We start from the raw sequence: 14588 nt of genomic DNA, 5'->3' as shown, positions 1-14588 counted from the left end.
TAAATGTAATTAAAAACTATTCATGTACGTTAATCCAAGAAGGGTTAACGTTCTTTTTGTTGAATATATTATTGTAACAGGACAGGTCGTTCAAGAAGGAAATGACGGAATGAATTGAATTTCAAAATATAGGGAGTGAAATAAAGGGAGAAATTATGAAAAGATTAATGCTGCTTTTCTTGATACTATGTGCAATTATTATTCTGGCTGATTTGGTTAATAAAATTGGAGCGGAAGAGGGTATGTCAGTAGAAGGACACATTTTAAATAAAGAAGGAGTATTATATTTGATTACGGATGAAGACTTTGATATTAAAACTGCTAAGGAGCAATCAAATCAAGAATTCATTCGGAACTATGAAGGAATTTATAGATTAGATAGCGTTCCATTTTCTTTATCTCCGTATAAAGACGGTCAAAAAGTGAAAATTTGGTTCGGTGAAGTTTTGGAATCACACCCTGCAAAAGTAAACGTACTTAAAGCAGAGAGAAAGTAAAAGCTATTAATTAGGAAAACGATAAAATATACAATAACTTCAGAAAAAAGTGAAACCTTTTGTGGGTATAATCGTTATACAGATAAGAAGCTTTCCGCCTTTAATTGAAGAATGAAAAGGGGTATGCATGATGAGGAAACGGTTCATTTCTCTACTTCTCCTATTTGGACTTTTACTCTCAGCTTGTAACGCTAATGACGAATTATCTGGGAGGACCTTTGAAATAGCGACTCATTCGCCTGAAATGCAAATAGAGGATTCTGACAGATTCTCTCCCATTGTGACATTGAATTTTTCAGAAGGAAATGTATTCAGTAACCCCATTTACGGAGAGGGTACATATGAGTTAAATGACAATGTACTTGTTCTTCATTATGAAAATGAAAATGAAAGTTTAAATCTACGTTTTGAACTTAGTGAAAGTGATAATGACTATAGCGAGTATGCAGTGGAAATTAGCGGGGTTGATTTTGAAATGAAAGATCTGGATAAAGTAAGTCATTATGAAGACCTTCCCTTTAAATTTGATAAAAATTCTCCAATGGAATTTATCGAAAGAAAAGTAGAGGACGGAGACAGCTAAACATTATAAGAAATATATACGTGACTTCTAAGAATAATTTATTTATATATATCTTAAATTTAAGGAGGTGAGTAAGCATGTTTTTGGAATTGCTGAATAATGCTTTTATTGATTCTACTTTGTTTTATTTATATTTTGGGATAATCTTGGTCTCATTTGGTATTATGTATTTCATTAATATCCATAATAATCATTCCGTCATAAGTGATTACTTTTATGGTCATAAACAGGAAAATACTAAGAGCAATCTTAGCCATATGAGAAAACCAATAATCATTAATGAATCCTTTGCAATTTGGCTTATCATAACATTTAAGAGAATAAACGAAAAAGATGATAAAGAAGACAATTCCCCCTCTTATTTTAAAAATGAGTTTAAAATAAGAGGAGGACAATTATGGAAGGAAACATCTTACTCACAACCTTTAAAAAATATCGTCTTTTAATTTTAGTACTATTATCTTTGTTTGTACTTGGAGGATGCGGGGATAATATCACACCTATTGATAGCTCATCGACAGGCTTTTTTGCTCACTATTTTGTATATCCTTTCTCTCTTTTAATTAAAAAAGTCGCCTTTGGGTTTCAGGGTAGTTATGGGGTTGCTATTGTTCTAATTACAATAAGCATTCGCTTTGTGTTACTGCCTTTTTTCATTCGACAATCAAAGAATAGTAAGGAATCGCAAGGTAAAATGGCAATAATTAAGCCGGAGATGGATTTAATCCAAGAGAAATATAATGGGAAGAAGAGCAGAGAAGATCAGTTAAGTATGCAAATAGAACTGAGTGATCTTTATAAAAAACACGATTTTAATCCTGTGAAAATGGCTGCGGGATGTTTGCCACTGATTATTCAGACGCCTATTCTCATCGGATTTTATTATGCTATTATGCGAACGCCAGAAATAGCGGAACAATCATTTCTTTGGTTTCATTTAGGTGAAACCGATATTTTATTAATTACCTTAACTGTAATTATGTACTATATCCAAGCAAGAGTGGGTTTAATTGGCTTGGAAAAGACACAACGTAAACAAATGGCCCTAATGAGTTTAATATCTCCGATTATGATTGGGATTATCTCCCTGAATGTACCAGCAGTACTTCCTATGTATTGGACTGTTGGTGGATTATTTCTGATTGTACAGACACTTATTATAAAAAAATACGTGCATAAAAGATAGTTTATAAATTGATAGAATCATAACGCAGTATAATCCCTAATCCTATTTAAAAAATGATTGGGGATTTGTTTCGAAATTGAATAATTTTTGATAAAGGGTTATTTTTCGATTATAGAGTGCTTTAGTCTAACAATTAGATAGTCAATATGGAGCTTAAATTTACTCACTGTAAAACAATCAAAAAGGAAATCTATGGTATGCAGACGAGATCTGTTAAGCAAGATTTAACTATTAAATTCTTGAAATCAACTTTTAATCAACTTTCCAATGCCTATAATGGTGATTGGGAGTTTAAGCAAGCAACTGTAAAATAAAATTGGATCTTTCACGATTTCATGAACCTATCTGTGGAAGTGTAGAGGCAGGAGAGTTGAGGAAGCGCTAATGCAGATTTTAAATTTGGAGGTTATATGGATGGATAAGTATATAGAAATTATTCCGTTTTACAGTGATGACTCTGACATTAAAGAAATTGGAGAATTATACTGCATTACGTTTTTAGGCAGGGACTATTCTCTTGAGGATAAAGAGGATGCTATAAAAAACATACATAAACACTCTGCTTATACAGGTTTTAAAGGTTTTAAAGCAATAGATGACAGAGGGAGTATTGTGGGTTTTTCATATGGATATACAAGTTTACCAGAACAATTTTATAGACGAAAAATTGCTAAACAATTATCTGAAATAGAAATTGAGACTTGGTTAAGTGACTGTTTTGAATTCGTTGAATTAGTGGTAAGCCCATCTAATAGAAGACTTGGAGTTGCAGGTAAATTACACGATGTTTTATTAAAGAAAAACAAACACAAAACTACTGTACTAACAACAGGTATTGAAAATAAGCCAGCAATTAATTTATATCGAAAAAAAGGTTGGCAAATGATTAAAAAAGATGTTCCAGTTATTGCAGACGATAATCTGCAAATAATAATGGGGAAAGAAATGATATAGGAGATATGATCTTATTTCGTTAACAGATGCAGGAGTTGAAAATATAATAAGAATCGCAGCTGTTTTTCTTATTGTACTACGGGCCAGGTTAGTGAAAGCAGCTGGATTCCGTCAAGGTGTTATTAGGGAAAAGATTTGAGGGGATAAGATAATGAACATTGAACAAAAACTTTATCAAGCAGCAATAGATTTGATAGAAAAAAGATATCCTTCTGGTTGGGGTGGTGCCGCAGCAATGTATACTGAAGACGGTCAAATCTTAACAAGTGTATCACCAGACGTTATCAATGCTTCAACTGAATTATGTATTGAAACAGGTGCGATTCTTGAAGCACATAAACTTAATACTGAGGTCACGCACACAGTTTGTGTTGTAAGGGAAGACGAAAATGCTGAATTTACAGTTTTGACCCCCTGCGGTATATGTCAAGAAAGGCTTTTTTACTGGGGAGAAAATGTAAAAGCGGCTGTAACTAATCCAAACGGTAAACTAAATTATAAAACTTTAAAAGAAATACAACCACATCATTGGTATAAAGCCTATGAAGGGTAAATTTAAATATTCTACTAACTTGTGCTTTAGCCGACTAACATTTATCGGGGGGATAAGATGAAAATTAGATCAAACAAGAATACAGAAATCAATAAATTAATAGAAATATGGTATGAAGGTTCATTAATAGCACACGACTTTATTGATGGGAACTATTGGAAATCAAAGAAGGCGGAGATGGCAGAAAAGTATATCCCAATGTCTGAAACCTATGTAGTAAGCAATGAAAAAGATGTTGTCGGCTTCGTATCGATGATGGATAATTATTTGGCCGCATTATTTATTGATGTTAAGCATCAAGGTGGGGGATATGGAAAGGAATTGTTGGATTTTATAAAAAGACAAAGGGAAAATATACAATTAAAAGTGTACAAAGGAAATCAAAAAGCCGTTGATTTCTATTTGAAAAATGGCTTTGCAATAAAAGAAGAAACATTAGATGAACAAACTTCAGAGGAAGAATTTTTAATGGAATGGGAAAAGTGTTAAGTGCCGTTAGAAGTGTTTGATTATTATATGAAAATATAATTAAGAGATTTTCAGCGGGCACTATTTTCCAAGTAAAACTCTAAATGATATGCTGAAATAACACACTTAAACAAACTAGTGCTTTAACATAATAAGGAGATCGTCAATACGGCGGTCTTTTTTTACTATAGGACAGTTTAGTTAGTAATTTAGTCGACTACATTAGATAAACAGTTAAAAAAAGGATGGGTAATAAACTTGTTTATAGAAGAAAATTTTATATTGTAAAGAACGACTTTGTTGATGTTTTCAATAATCACTTTAATGAAAGCAACCTACCTAACCAACTAAAACATGGTGCAAGATTGATTGGAAGATGGATGATTCCAAATAGTGAGGATACTACTGAAAGATTCGCTATTTGGGAATATGACAGTTATGAAGATTACGTTAAAATTGAAAGTAACGTAAGAAGTGACGAAGCGCACGTGAAAAGAGTTCAAGAATGGTATTTACAATATGGCGGTAGAGATCATGTAATAAATAACTACTTATTAAAAGTACGGAACGAAGAATTGAAGACAGCGGTGAATCAATAAGATGAATTTTATATCTTAAATTAATGGGTGAATCGTAAAGGGAGTGTAAAAATTTGAGTGAAAATTGGGTAGAAAGTATTGTTCAGGATGGAACCTTCTCATATAGTTACTACAAAAAGTTGGTTGATAATTATCTAGAAATTGATTGGAGAGAGATTACCATTCAAAATCGTGTTGTTACTCCACTTTTAGATAGGTTGTTTATTAATGAAAAAGACATATCTATTATTGACATTTCGACACAATATGATAACAAAAATAGTAAAATACATGATACTCGTAGTTATAGGAAAGAGAAGACTTCACCCCCGGACTTATTAGTAGCACGTCATTGGAACTATGCGAATATAAGCAATGATAAAATTGATTATCTTGCTGTCGTAGAAGTAAAATCACCTTGTATAGATCCTGTTTATAATAAAGATAAAAAAAGTTTGAAGGTCAAATAAAAACGCATCTAGAGGTAAACGACAAAGTAATACTAACTGATTGTATTAAATGGCTATTTTTCGAGAAAGAAAATGGTTTGGATCCAGTAAAAACTATTAACTTGTTTGATGAAAATAATAATTGGAAAAGGAAACAGACCAAGGCTCCTGAGTTTCTAATAGAAAAAGTTCAATACGAACCTACTTATAAAGACGAGCCTGAAGAATGGGACCAGTTATGTAAGTATATACGGGAATATTTAAATTGAAATTGACATACAGTGTTTGTGAAAAAACTGTACTTAAGCTAAATAAGGTCAACAGTAATTCCTGGTTAACCTTAAAATACGATTGGGCAGGTTAGTAAATATACATAAATACAAACTGGGTTAATGATATAATAAATCCAATACATAGAAGGGTGTGAAAAATATGAAAAACGCAAAAGTAACCAAGGTGATTGAAAAGTAGATTGGTTTAATCTTCTTTTCAATTTAGTGAATAAAAAAATATGAAAAGAGGATTTGTATGTATAAAGATAAAGAATTAGCAATTCGTCCGGTTGAGGAGAAAGACTTACCAAAACTATGGGAATTAATTTATAAAGAAGATACACCAGAATGGAAAAAATGGGATGCACCTTATTTCCCGCATAAATCTAAACCATTTGAAAAGTTTATGGAAAATTCATCAACTTTTGTTGGTCAGGAGGATTTTTGGGTTATTACAGTCAATGAAATAGTGTGTGGCATTGTCTCTTATTATTTTGAAGATGAACAATCCAATTGGTTAGAATTAGGAATTGTTATTCACGAAGGTCATAATTGGAATAAGGGAATTGGAACTCGTTCTCTGAAACTTTGGTTAAACCATATCTTTAATTCCTTACCACTTGTAAGAGTGGGATTAACCACTTGGTCTGGAAATGAAAGGATGATTCGAGTTGGGGGAAAGTTAGGTATGCAAATAGAGGCTCGTATTAGAAAAGTACGCTTTTACGAAAATAACTATTATGACTCAATCCGTATGGGGATTTTAAGAGAAGAATGGGAAGCATTAAAACCTATTACTTAAACTATTGTGTGCAAGAGCCAAAGAGGACGATCATAATTGATCGTCTTTTTCGTTCATAATATCCGATTCCACTTTTTGAATATTAGGTTAGTATTGAGATGACAGTTGCTGAAGTAATGGAGCAGTTTTGTTGAAAAATAAATAATAAAGGGTGATTACAATATCATGAAAGTTCGACTAACAGACTATACTGAGGATTGGCCTCGAATGTTTAGGGCAGAGGCGGATTTTCTCAAAACTATATTTGGAGACTTGATAATCAAATGTGAGCATTTTGGGAGTACATCAGTTAAGGGGATGAAGGCAAAACCTGTAATCGACATGATCTGTATCGTTAAAAACATAGATAAGATTGATTTATTCAATAACCAAATGGGGACTCTTGGGTATGATGTTGCTGGTGAATGGGGTATTTCAGGTAGAAGATTATTTCGAAAGGGTGGGGATAACAGAACTCATCATATTCATTTTTATCAATCTGATAACCCTGAAATTGAACGGCATTTAACTTTTCGAGATTATCTGAGGTCTCATCCCAAAGAAGTAGCTAAGTACAGTCGCTTCAAAGAGGAGTTGACTAAACGTTACGAAACTACAAGTGGATACAGTCCTGCAAAAAGGAAGTTCGTAGATGAGATGGAACAAAAAGCACTTCGCTGGTCCTCGGGAAATAGAAAATAGCATATTCTTGTGAAAATATGTATTTAAAGTAATACTCGTTAATCAAAGAAGGATTAACGCTATTTTACGTAAAAGTTATTGTATTAAAGGAATAGGATATTTAGATTTTCAGCCCTTAGTATGTTTGAGTTTCATCCCCTAGACTGAATGGTTATGTAGCTTGTAGTAATATAATTTAACCATTGGTGAAAAGGGGGGATTATTAAAATGAAGCAAGTAATAAAAAGTCCATTGATAAGTTTTATTGTCTTAACATATGCAATATTTTTTGTGATTTTTATGGTTATCGGTATAAGTATATTGTTAGGAGCACCAGAGAGCGTAACAAATATTTTACAAATCATTGCTGCGTGGTCTTCAACATTTGCATTTATTATCTTATTTAGAAGAATATATCCAGGATTAAGGTTAATGGATTTTATAAAGGAGCAGTTTGCTCCAAGACTTAGGTTTTCTGTTCTCTGCACCGTAGTGATTATTCAGGTTATAATCATCTCGGTGACTATATTATTGCTATCGATTACAACCGATACTCACGAACTGGCATTATCATTTACAAGTCTTGGAACATTGTTGTTTGCATTTTTAGATAATTTAGTAAGAGGACCTCTGGGCGAGGAGTTGGGTTGGAGAGGATATGCACTAAATGAGCTTCAAAAGAAATGCTCTCCTTTGAAATCAGCCGTATTAGTAGGTGTTTTATGGGGGTTTTGGCATACTCCGCTATGGTTAGCCTCGGGTTATACAGGTATGAATTTAATCAAGTATATTGTGCTCTTTATGATAGGAATATTAGCTTTTTCGATTATTGTAACGTTTTTCTACAATCTGAATAAGAACCTAGTGATACCGATTGTTATTCATCAATTATTTAATTTTTCTCTTATAATAGTTAAGGGAGATTTAATGGATATTTTAGTATATGTTATGCTATTTTATTTTGTTGTCGCAATAATATTAATTGTTCTAAATCCAAAGGAGATTCTATACAAAAGTTTCAATGAAAAATGATGATCATACGGCAACAGCCAAAAAGGATTTGCTAAACTTTAATATTCCCCTGATATAGGGGGGGATATGGGTAAATAATGATATATGAACAAGAAACAGGTTTAGATAAGCAGGATAGATTCTTGGTGAGCATGTTTCTTATTGTATGGTGGTTTTATAATCATTTTGGGTAATTGTTCGTTTCACCGCTTTATTCGTTCGGTTAAATTATTAAAACGCACTCCTCTCCCCAGACGAAGGCACAACTCCCTCGCCTGAGATGAAGAATCAGAAGAACCTGTCCGACTGTCCCGATTAAAATACTTTACGCTGATAAATTAGTTGACTGACTAACCAGGAAACGAGAAAAAGGCTTATTGAGATAACAGCACCGCTTAGATAAAGGACAGTTGTCGACAAGCTTGTAATGAATTCGGTAATAGCTGTGAGATGTTCTCCCAGGAATCGGATAACCGGTGGCAGCAAGGCTGCAGACACGATTAACCCAATCATTATAAATGCACCTATATTACCTGGTTTTAATATGTAAAATAACGGGAAGGTCAAAGCAGCAAAGAAGAAAAATAATCCTGCAGCAACCGCTATATCCCGAAATAGAAAGTCAAAATTAAATAGATACAGAATAATACCAGCTACAACGATTGATAGAATCATATAAACAACGGAACCGATATATTTTGCGGCCACAATCTCTTTTCTCGTATATGGCAAGGAATTCAGAAGGATATTGGATTCCACTTGTTCATCATATATATATCCATTCAAAGGTATATACAAACTGGCAATCAGGAAAATAAAAAAAGGACTCATATGATCACCAAAAATGGCGAAGAACATAACGAACGGAATAAAGAGTAATATTTGTGACTTTTGGATAACTAAATCTTTTCTTATCAAGTTAAACATTCTGCTTACGAGCTCCTTTCGCATAAAACATAATATCTTCCAATGTTGCTTTCTCGATAACCACTTGATCTCCTAAGGTTCTTCTTACTTCTTCTGCATTATCTGTTAATGCCTGGAACTCATTTGAAGCATGTTCCAGATTTATAAGACTGTTTTCTATTGTCTGATTGAGTATATTGGAATTTCCTTTAACTAACGCATAACGCTCTTGCACTTCTTTTATTGATTCATTAAAAAGAATTTTACCACCCTGAATGAAAGTAATATTGTCTGCAATCCGCTCTAAATCACTGGTAATATGGGTGGAGAAGAAAAGTGTTCGTGTCGCGTCAGACATCAGCTCCTTTAAGATATCCAGCAGCTCTCTCCGGAATACAGGATCTAAACCAGCTGTCGGTTCGTCCATCATAATGAATTCTGCATCATGAGATAGAGCCAATGCTAAAGATGTTTTCATCTGCATCCCTTTAGAAAAAGTTTTAACCGCCTTATTTAATGGCAGTTCAAACATCTTAATATAATTATAGAATTGTTTGTCACTCCAATTCTTATAGGCAGGTGCAATGATTTTACGAATATCTTTCAGATTTAAGTTCTCATAAAAGACGTTACTATCATAAACAAAGCCGATTCGCTCCTTAATTTCTTTCTCATTATTCGCATAATACTTTCCAAATACCTTTATTTCTCCCTCATCCGCTTGTAAAAGATTCATCATTAACTTCATTGTAGTGGATTTTCCCGCACCATTTGCCCCGACAAAACCTGTAACCAGACCTTGTTTAATTTGCAAATTCATATTTTTTAAGGAAAAATCTTTAAAATGTTTACTTATATTCTTAAATTCTACTACATTTTCTATTGTTCTCACTCCCCTATTATACTTTTTAAAAGTGTATATATAATCTATAAACAGTATATACTATATAAACGATGTATACAATGGGGAGTTTTATTTTTTATTTTAAAATAAAAAAAGACCTTAATTTCTCATTAAGATCTCGTTTCGTTTCTTTGCTGTCTATGGGCAGCTTTCATATGGAACATAATATCGTCTAGAGAAGCTCTTTCCGTTACAATATAATCGCCAAAAGTTTGATGTACTTGTTTTTTATCTATGGTTAAAGCTTGAAATCCGCCTTGTGTTCGTTCGATGTTAATGAAATGTGCTTCGGTATCCCGATCAAGCAAGTCGCTGTTTCCTTTCACAAGGGCATACTTTTCCTGCAACTCATCCATGCGTTTATGTAATAAAATTTCACCCTGATCAATTAATATAATATAATCGGCAAAACGTTCTAAATCACTTGTAGTATGTGTTGAAAAGAGAATACTTCTATTCTCATTGACCATTACATCTTGAAAGATATCTAATAAATCTCTTCGGAATGTCGGGTCTAATCCTGCTGTTGGCTCATCCATTATAATGAATTCAGCATGATGAGATAAAGCCATGGCGATGGAAGCTTTCATTTGCATTCCTTTAGAAAAATGTTTGATTGGTTTTTTTAATGGCAGTTCAAATTGGTCAACATAAGCTTTAAACTGCTTACTATCCCAATGTTTATAAGAAGGGGCTATAATTTTACTGATGTCTTTTAAATTCAGGGATTCATAAAATATGTTACTGTCGTATACAAAACCGATCCGGTCCTTTATTGCTTTTTCATGGGTGGCATAGTCCAGTCCGAATATGCTTATATCCCCTTTATCTGGCTGCAGAAGATTCATCATTAGCTTAATCAATGTTGTCTTACCAGATCCGTTTGCTCCAATAAGTCCAGTCGTGTAGCCTTGCTTTATCTGTAAATCTATCCTGTCAAAGGAGAATTCCTTAAACTCTTTAGAAATACCACGAATTTCAATCACATTTTCCAAATAATCACTCCTCGTACAGCAGCTTTAATAAATCTTGTAAATCATCATATGGTAATCCAATTTCCTTACTGTTGGAGATAACTGCACTTAATTGTTCTTCAATTACTCTGAGTTTTTTCTCTCGAATTACATCTAAATTTTGCTCGGCAACATATGAACCTTTGCCTACAATCAAGTAGATGAACCCTGCCTTCTCTAATTCTTCATATGCCCGTTTCGTTGTAATTACACTGATTCTTAAATCTTTGGCCAATTGCCTTATAGAAGGTAAAGCAGTACCTTCCGTCAGTTCCCCTGACAATATTTTAGATTGGATTTGTTTCGAAATCTGTTCATAGATGGGTTCCTTTGAACTATTTGATATCATGATTTGCATGCAGGAACCTCCTTTTCACTATATATATAATACATAATCACTATATACACTAGTTAATCATGATTGGATACATAATTCAAGCATGGTTAAACTGATATTCGAACTGTCATTGTACTGTACAGCCGCTGATGCGATTCCTAAAGAAAGCAGAAGCTTTTTTGATGACAATAGAATGTATTTAAACATAAATCCTTGGCACAAAAGGCAATTGAGTTTTTAATAATAAAATAAATTGTAACAATTGCTATACTTTGTTAATATATTAATACCAAGTAAATTCATAGGAATAGGGTGTTTAAGATGGGGGAACAGTTTAATGAGTTATTTGATGCTTGGGCAGCAAGCTATGATAACACGGTCCAAGGCGAGGATTTGGAATATCGGGAGGTCTTTAAAAGTTATGAGACAATTCTTCAAGAAATAAGTGATCGTGCGCATGGTTTTGTTCTTGAATTTGGCGTAGGGACAGGGAATTTAACGAAAAAGCTTATTGCGAATGGATTAGAAGTCGTTGGGATTGAGCCTTCTGAAAATATGCGAAGAATTGCCGGACAAAAACTTCCAAACACGAAAATTATGAAAGGCAGTTTTCTATCTTTTCCAAGTCAAGCTAAAAAAGCAGATACAATTGTCAGCAGCTATGCATTTCATCATTTAACTGACCGTGAAAAGGAGCAAGCAATAAAGTCCTACAAAGATATCCTTGCATCACAGGGAAAAATAATATTTGGGGATACGATTTTTGAGAATAAGAGAAAACAAGAAGAAGCATATCTTAAAGCCAAAAATAATGGTTATCATCGATTAGCAGAGGATTTGCAGACAGAGTTTTATACGACTATTCCTAAAATGAAGGAAATACTCCATTCACACGGCTTTACAGTGAATTTTGAACAAATCAATGATTTCGTATGGATTATGGACGCACAGAATAAAGGGAAATAAAGGCTGTTAATAGAAAGAGCGGGAAGTATGAATAGGCAGGTGGCAGGAAAAATGAATATCATACAGAATCTCAGTCAATTGGTTGGTAACACACCAATGTATGAAATTACTGCATATGATTTACCGGAGGATGTAAGGCTGTTTGCAAAGCTCGAATTTCAAAGCATTGGCGGGAGCATCAAGGACCGGTTAGGGTTTTATCTCATTCAAAAGGCAATCGAAAAAGGGAAACTGCAAAAAGGGGATACAGTGATTGAGCCGACAGCGGGGAATACGGGGATTGGATTAGCACTTGCTGCGATTCATTATGAATTAGATGCTGTATTTGTTACTCCTGAAAAATTCAGTCAAGAGAAACAAGCACTCATGCGTGCGTTAGGTGCTGAAGTAATCAATACTCCGACAGAACGTGGGATGAGCTATGCAATTCAAAAAGCAAAACAACTTGCCAGCGAAAGTCCGAAAGCTTATATCCCAAATCAATTTCATAATGAAGATAACCCCAATACCTACTATGACACACTTGGGCCTGAAATCATGGCTGACCTGGATGGCAAAGTCGATGTCTTTATTGCTGGTGCCGGGTCTGGCGGGACATTTACCGGAACAGCCCGTTATTTAAAAGAAAAGAACCCGCAGGTAAAGACAATCATCGCGGAACCGCAGGGATCTATTTTAAATGGCGGTGATCCTGGTCCACATAAGACGGAGGGGATAGGAATGGAATTTCTGCCAGACTTCATGGACCAGAGTCTGTTTGATGCGATTTATACGATTACAGATGAACGGGCATTTGCCAGATTAGCAGAAATAGCAAAATATGAAGGATTACTTGTTGGCAGTTCTTCTGGTGTTGCATTGGAGGCTGCTTTAAAAGAAGCAGAACTTGCAGAGCCAGGAACAAATATAGTAACTATTTTTCCTGATAGCAGTGAACGTTATCTGAGTACAGGAATTTATGGAGGGGCAGATTGAGATGAGGAAGAAAACACAATTAATTCACGGCGGTTCAGGTATTGATAAAAATGTTGGTGCCATGTCGCCGCCGATTTACCAGGCGAGCACATTTAAACAAAATGGGGTTGGCAATTTTACCTATGAATATGCACGGACAGGAAATCCTACACGGGAAGCTTTAGAAACGCTTATTGCAGATCTGGAAAAGGGAAAGCGCGGTTTTGCATTTGCCTCTGGAATGGCAGCGATTGCTGCAGTGATGGATTTATTTCAAAGCGGGGACCATATTTTAATTACCGATGATGTATATGGTGGAACGTATCGCTATATGACTAAGATTCTAAACAGCCGAAGCATTGATGTGACTTTTGTAGATTCAAGTAATTTGGATAAAGTGAAAGAAAACATTCGTCCAGAAACAAAAGCAATTTTTATAGAAACGCCGACAAACCCATTGCTTAAAATAACGGATATTGCAGCATTGGCGTCTATTTCCGATGCACATAACTTAAAACTAATTGTGGACAACACTTTTAATACGCCATACTGGCAATCACCAATTGCATTGGGAGCAAATATTGTCATCCATAGTGCAACAAAATATTTGGGAGGACATAGTGATCTTGTGGCAGGTTTAGTAGTAGTAGATGATGAACAGCTCGGCAAGGATGTCCATTTTATTCAAAATGCAACCGGCGGTGTGCTGGCTCCTCATGATAGCTGGCTGTTAATACGAGGGATCCGTACATTAGGAATCAGAATGGAAGAGATTGAGAGCAATACAAGTGAAATTGTTGCATTTCTTGTAAAACATCCGCAAGTAGGAAAGGTTTACTATCCAGGTTTATCAGATCATCCACATCATGACATTCACGCCAAGCAATCGGGTGGTTCTGGCGGCATGGTGTCCTTTACAGTAGAAAATGAAGAAAAAGCGATGGAAGTGCTGAATAAAGTAAGATACTTCACACTGGCAGAGAGCCTTGGAGCTGTAGAAAGCCTCATTTCACTTCCAGCAAAAATGACACATGCTTCTATCCCAAGAGAACGAAGAATCGAACTGGGAATTGAAGATGGTTTGATTCGCCTTTCCGTTGGATTAGAAGATGTACAGGATTTGATAGAAGACCTCAAACAAGCGCTCGGATAAATAATGATGTAAATCCCGCGATTCATATCAAAGCTGTTTTTCTTCCTTCATATTCTGAAAGAAAAACAGCTATTTTTTCACTTTTGATGGTCAACTTCTGCTTTTTTCTTTTCGAGGATTCGTCTGTCAGATGAAGCAAATAGAAGCATATTTTCAATCGGTATATATTGAAGTCCATGATGCTGACAGATTGAAAACAAGAGGAATTTAAACAAACATCGACGATACTCTCACTGAACTCTCTAAATCCCGGTAAATGCTAGATAATCACGTTATTAGCACTTTGCTATAACATTTCATCTAATTTAATATACTTCATAGCGGTTTTAATTTAATAAGAAA

At 34.5% G+C, this 14588-nt stretch carries 19 protein-coding genes; 15 read left to right on the top strand and 4 right to left on the bottom strand.

Going from position 1 to position 14588, the window contains the following annotated elements:
• The first annotated feature begins 155 nt into the window (after positions 1–155).
• From NST93_RS10935 to NST93_RS10880, 12 genes are all read left to right on the top strand, one after another.
• Positions 156–497 carry a DUF3221 domain-containing protein gene (locus tag NST93_RS10935; RefSeq protein WP_405096928.1) on the top strand — a complete coding sequence of 114 codons (342 nt, stop codon included), beginning with the start codon at positions 156–158 and terminating at the stop codon, positions 495–497.
• A 130-nt stretch (positions 498–627) separates the two neighbouring features.
• Complete coding sequence (locus tag NST93_RS10930) at positions 628–1080, top strand: hypothetical protein (RefSeq protein ID WP_405096926.1); 453 nt, start codon at positions 628–630, stop codon at positions 1078–1080.
• Between the two features lie 77 nt (positions 1081–1157).
• Positions 1158–1526: a hypothetical protein gene (locus tag NST93_RS10925; RefSeq protein ID WP_405096924.1), complete on the top strand. Its 369-nt coding sequence runs from the start codon at positions 1158–1160 to the stop codon at positions 1524–1526.
• Positions 1478–2266, top strand: coding sequence for a membrane protein insertase YidC (gene yidC / locus NST93_RS10920; protein WP_405096922.1), 789 nt, complete (start codon positions 1478–1480; stop codon positions 2264–2266). Before NST93_RS10925 ends, yidC begins: the two co-directional genes overlap by 49 nt.
• Before the next feature lie 414 nt (positions 2267–2680).
• The gene (locus NST93_RS10915; protein WP_405096920.1) at positions 2681–3220 is read left to right on the top strand and encodes a GNAT family N-acetyltransferase; all 540 of its coding nucleotides are present in this window, start codon (positions 2681–2683) and stop codon (positions 3218–3220) included.
• Positions 3221–3371: 151 nt separating this feature from the next.
• Positions 3372–3773 carry a cytidine deaminase gene (locus NST93_RS10910; RefSeq protein ID WP_405096918.1) on the top strand — a complete coding sequence of 134 codons (402 nt, stop codon included), beginning with the start codon at positions 3372–3374 and terminating at the stop codon, positions 3771–3773.
• Between the two features lie 57 nt (positions 3774–3830).
• On the top strand, positions 3831–4262 hold the full coding sequence (locus tag NST93_RS10905; RefSeq protein WP_405096916.1) for a GNAT family N-acetyltransferase: 432 nt from the start codon (positions 3831–3833) through the stop codon (positions 4260–4262).
• Between the two features lie 224 nt (positions 4263–4486).
• The gene (locus NST93_RS10900) at positions 4487–4840 is read left to right on the top strand and encodes a cytoplasmic protein (RefSeq protein WP_405096914.1); all 354 of its coding nucleotides are present in this window, start codon (positions 4487–4489) and stop codon (positions 4838–4840) included.
• A 53-nt stretch (positions 4841–4893) separates the two neighbouring features.
• Entirely contained in the window at positions 4894–5289 is a 396-nt protein-coding gene (locus NST93_RS10895; RefSeq protein WP_405096912.1) for a hypothetical protein, read from the top strand.
• Positions 5290–5796: 507 nt separating this feature from the next.
• Positions 5797–6342 (top strand): GNAT family N-acetyltransferase, encoded by a 546-nt coding sequence (locus tag NST93_RS10890; RefSeq protein ID WP_405096910.1) that lies wholly within the window; start codon positions 5797–5799, stop codon positions 6340–6342.
• 165 nt (positions 6343–6507) lie between these two features.
• Positions 6508–7023, top strand: coding sequence for a GrpB family protein (locus NST93_RS10885; RefSeq protein ID WP_405096908.1), 516 nt, complete (start codon positions 6508–6510; stop codon positions 7021–7023).
• A 207-nt stretch (positions 7024–7230) separates the two neighbouring features.
• The gene (locus NST93_RS10880; RefSeq protein ID WP_405096906.1) at positions 7231–8034 is read left to right on the top strand and encodes a CPBP family intramembrane glutamic endopeptidase; all 804 of its coding nucleotides are present in this window, start codon (positions 7231–7233) and stop codon (positions 8032–8034) included.
• 294 nt (positions 8035–8328) lie between these two features.
• Here NST93_RS10880 and NST93_RS10875 read toward each other — a convergent pair whose 3' ends face one another.
• The 4 genes from NST93_RS10875 to NST93_RS10860 form a co-directional block, all read right to left on the bottom strand.
• Positions 8329–8940 (bottom strand): ABC-2 transporter permease, encoded by a 612-nt coding sequence (locus NST93_RS10875; RefSeq protein WP_405096904.1) that lies wholly within the window; start codon positions 8938–8940, stop codon positions 8329–8331.
• Positions 8933–9802, bottom strand: coding sequence for an ABC transporter ATP-binding protein (locus NST93_RS10870; protein WP_405103842.1), 870 nt, complete (start codon positions 9800–9802; stop codon positions 8933–8935). Before NST93_RS10870 ends, NST93_RS10875 begins: the two co-directional genes overlap by 8 nt.
• Positions 9803–9933: 131 nt before the next feature.
• Positions 9934–10818 carry an ABC transporter ATP-binding protein gene (locus NST93_RS10865; protein ID WP_405096902.1) on the bottom strand — a complete coding sequence of 295 codons (885 nt, stop codon included), beginning with the start codon at positions 10816–10818 and terminating at the stop codon, positions 9934–9936.
• A 4-nt stretch (positions 10819–10822) separates the two neighbouring features.
• The gene (locus NST93_RS10860) at positions 10823–11194 is read right to left on the bottom strand and encodes a GntR family transcriptional regulator (RefSeq protein WP_405096900.1); all 372 of its coding nucleotides are present in this window, start codon (positions 11192–11194) and stop codon (positions 10823–10825) included.
• A gap of 300 nt (positions 11195–11494) precedes the next feature.
• On the opposite strand from NST93_RS10860, the gene NST93_RS10855 reads away from it, so the two are divergent.
• Genes NST93_RS10855 through NST93_RS10845 form a run of 3 tightly spaced genes read left to right on the top strand, consistent with a single transcriptional unit; the run spans position 11495 to position 14246 of the window.
• Positions 11495–12139, top strand: a complete 645-nt coding sequence (locus tag NST93_RS10855) for a class I SAM-dependent DNA methyltransferase (RefSeq protein WP_405096898.1) — start codon at positions 11495–11497, stop codon at positions 12137–12139.
• A gap of 51 nt (positions 12140–12190) precedes the next feature.
• Positions 12191–13114 carry a PLP-dependent cysteine synthase family protein gene (locus NST93_RS10850; protein ID WP_405096896.1) on the top strand — a complete coding sequence of 308 codons (924 nt, stop codon included), beginning with the start codon at positions 12191–12193 and terminating at the stop codon, positions 13112–13114.
• A 1-nt stretch (position 13115) separates the two neighbouring features.
• Positions 13116–14246 (top strand): bifunctional cystathionine gamma-lyase/homocysteine desulfhydrase, encoded by a 1131-nt coding sequence (locus NST93_RS10845; RefSeq protein WP_405096894.1) that lies wholly within the window; start codon positions 13116–13118, stop codon positions 14244–14246.
• Positions 14247–14588 lie beyond the last annotated feature (342 nt).

Origin of the sequence: Oceanobacillus sp. FSL H7-0719 (genome assembly GCF_045040795.1) — a bacterium.
Taxonomy (GTDB): domain Bacteria; phylum Bacillota; class Bacilli; order Bacillales; family Amphibacillaceae; genus Oceanobacillus.
Note: the sequence above shows the minus strand (reverse complement) of the source record. Positions and strands in the feature narration are given on the sequence as shown.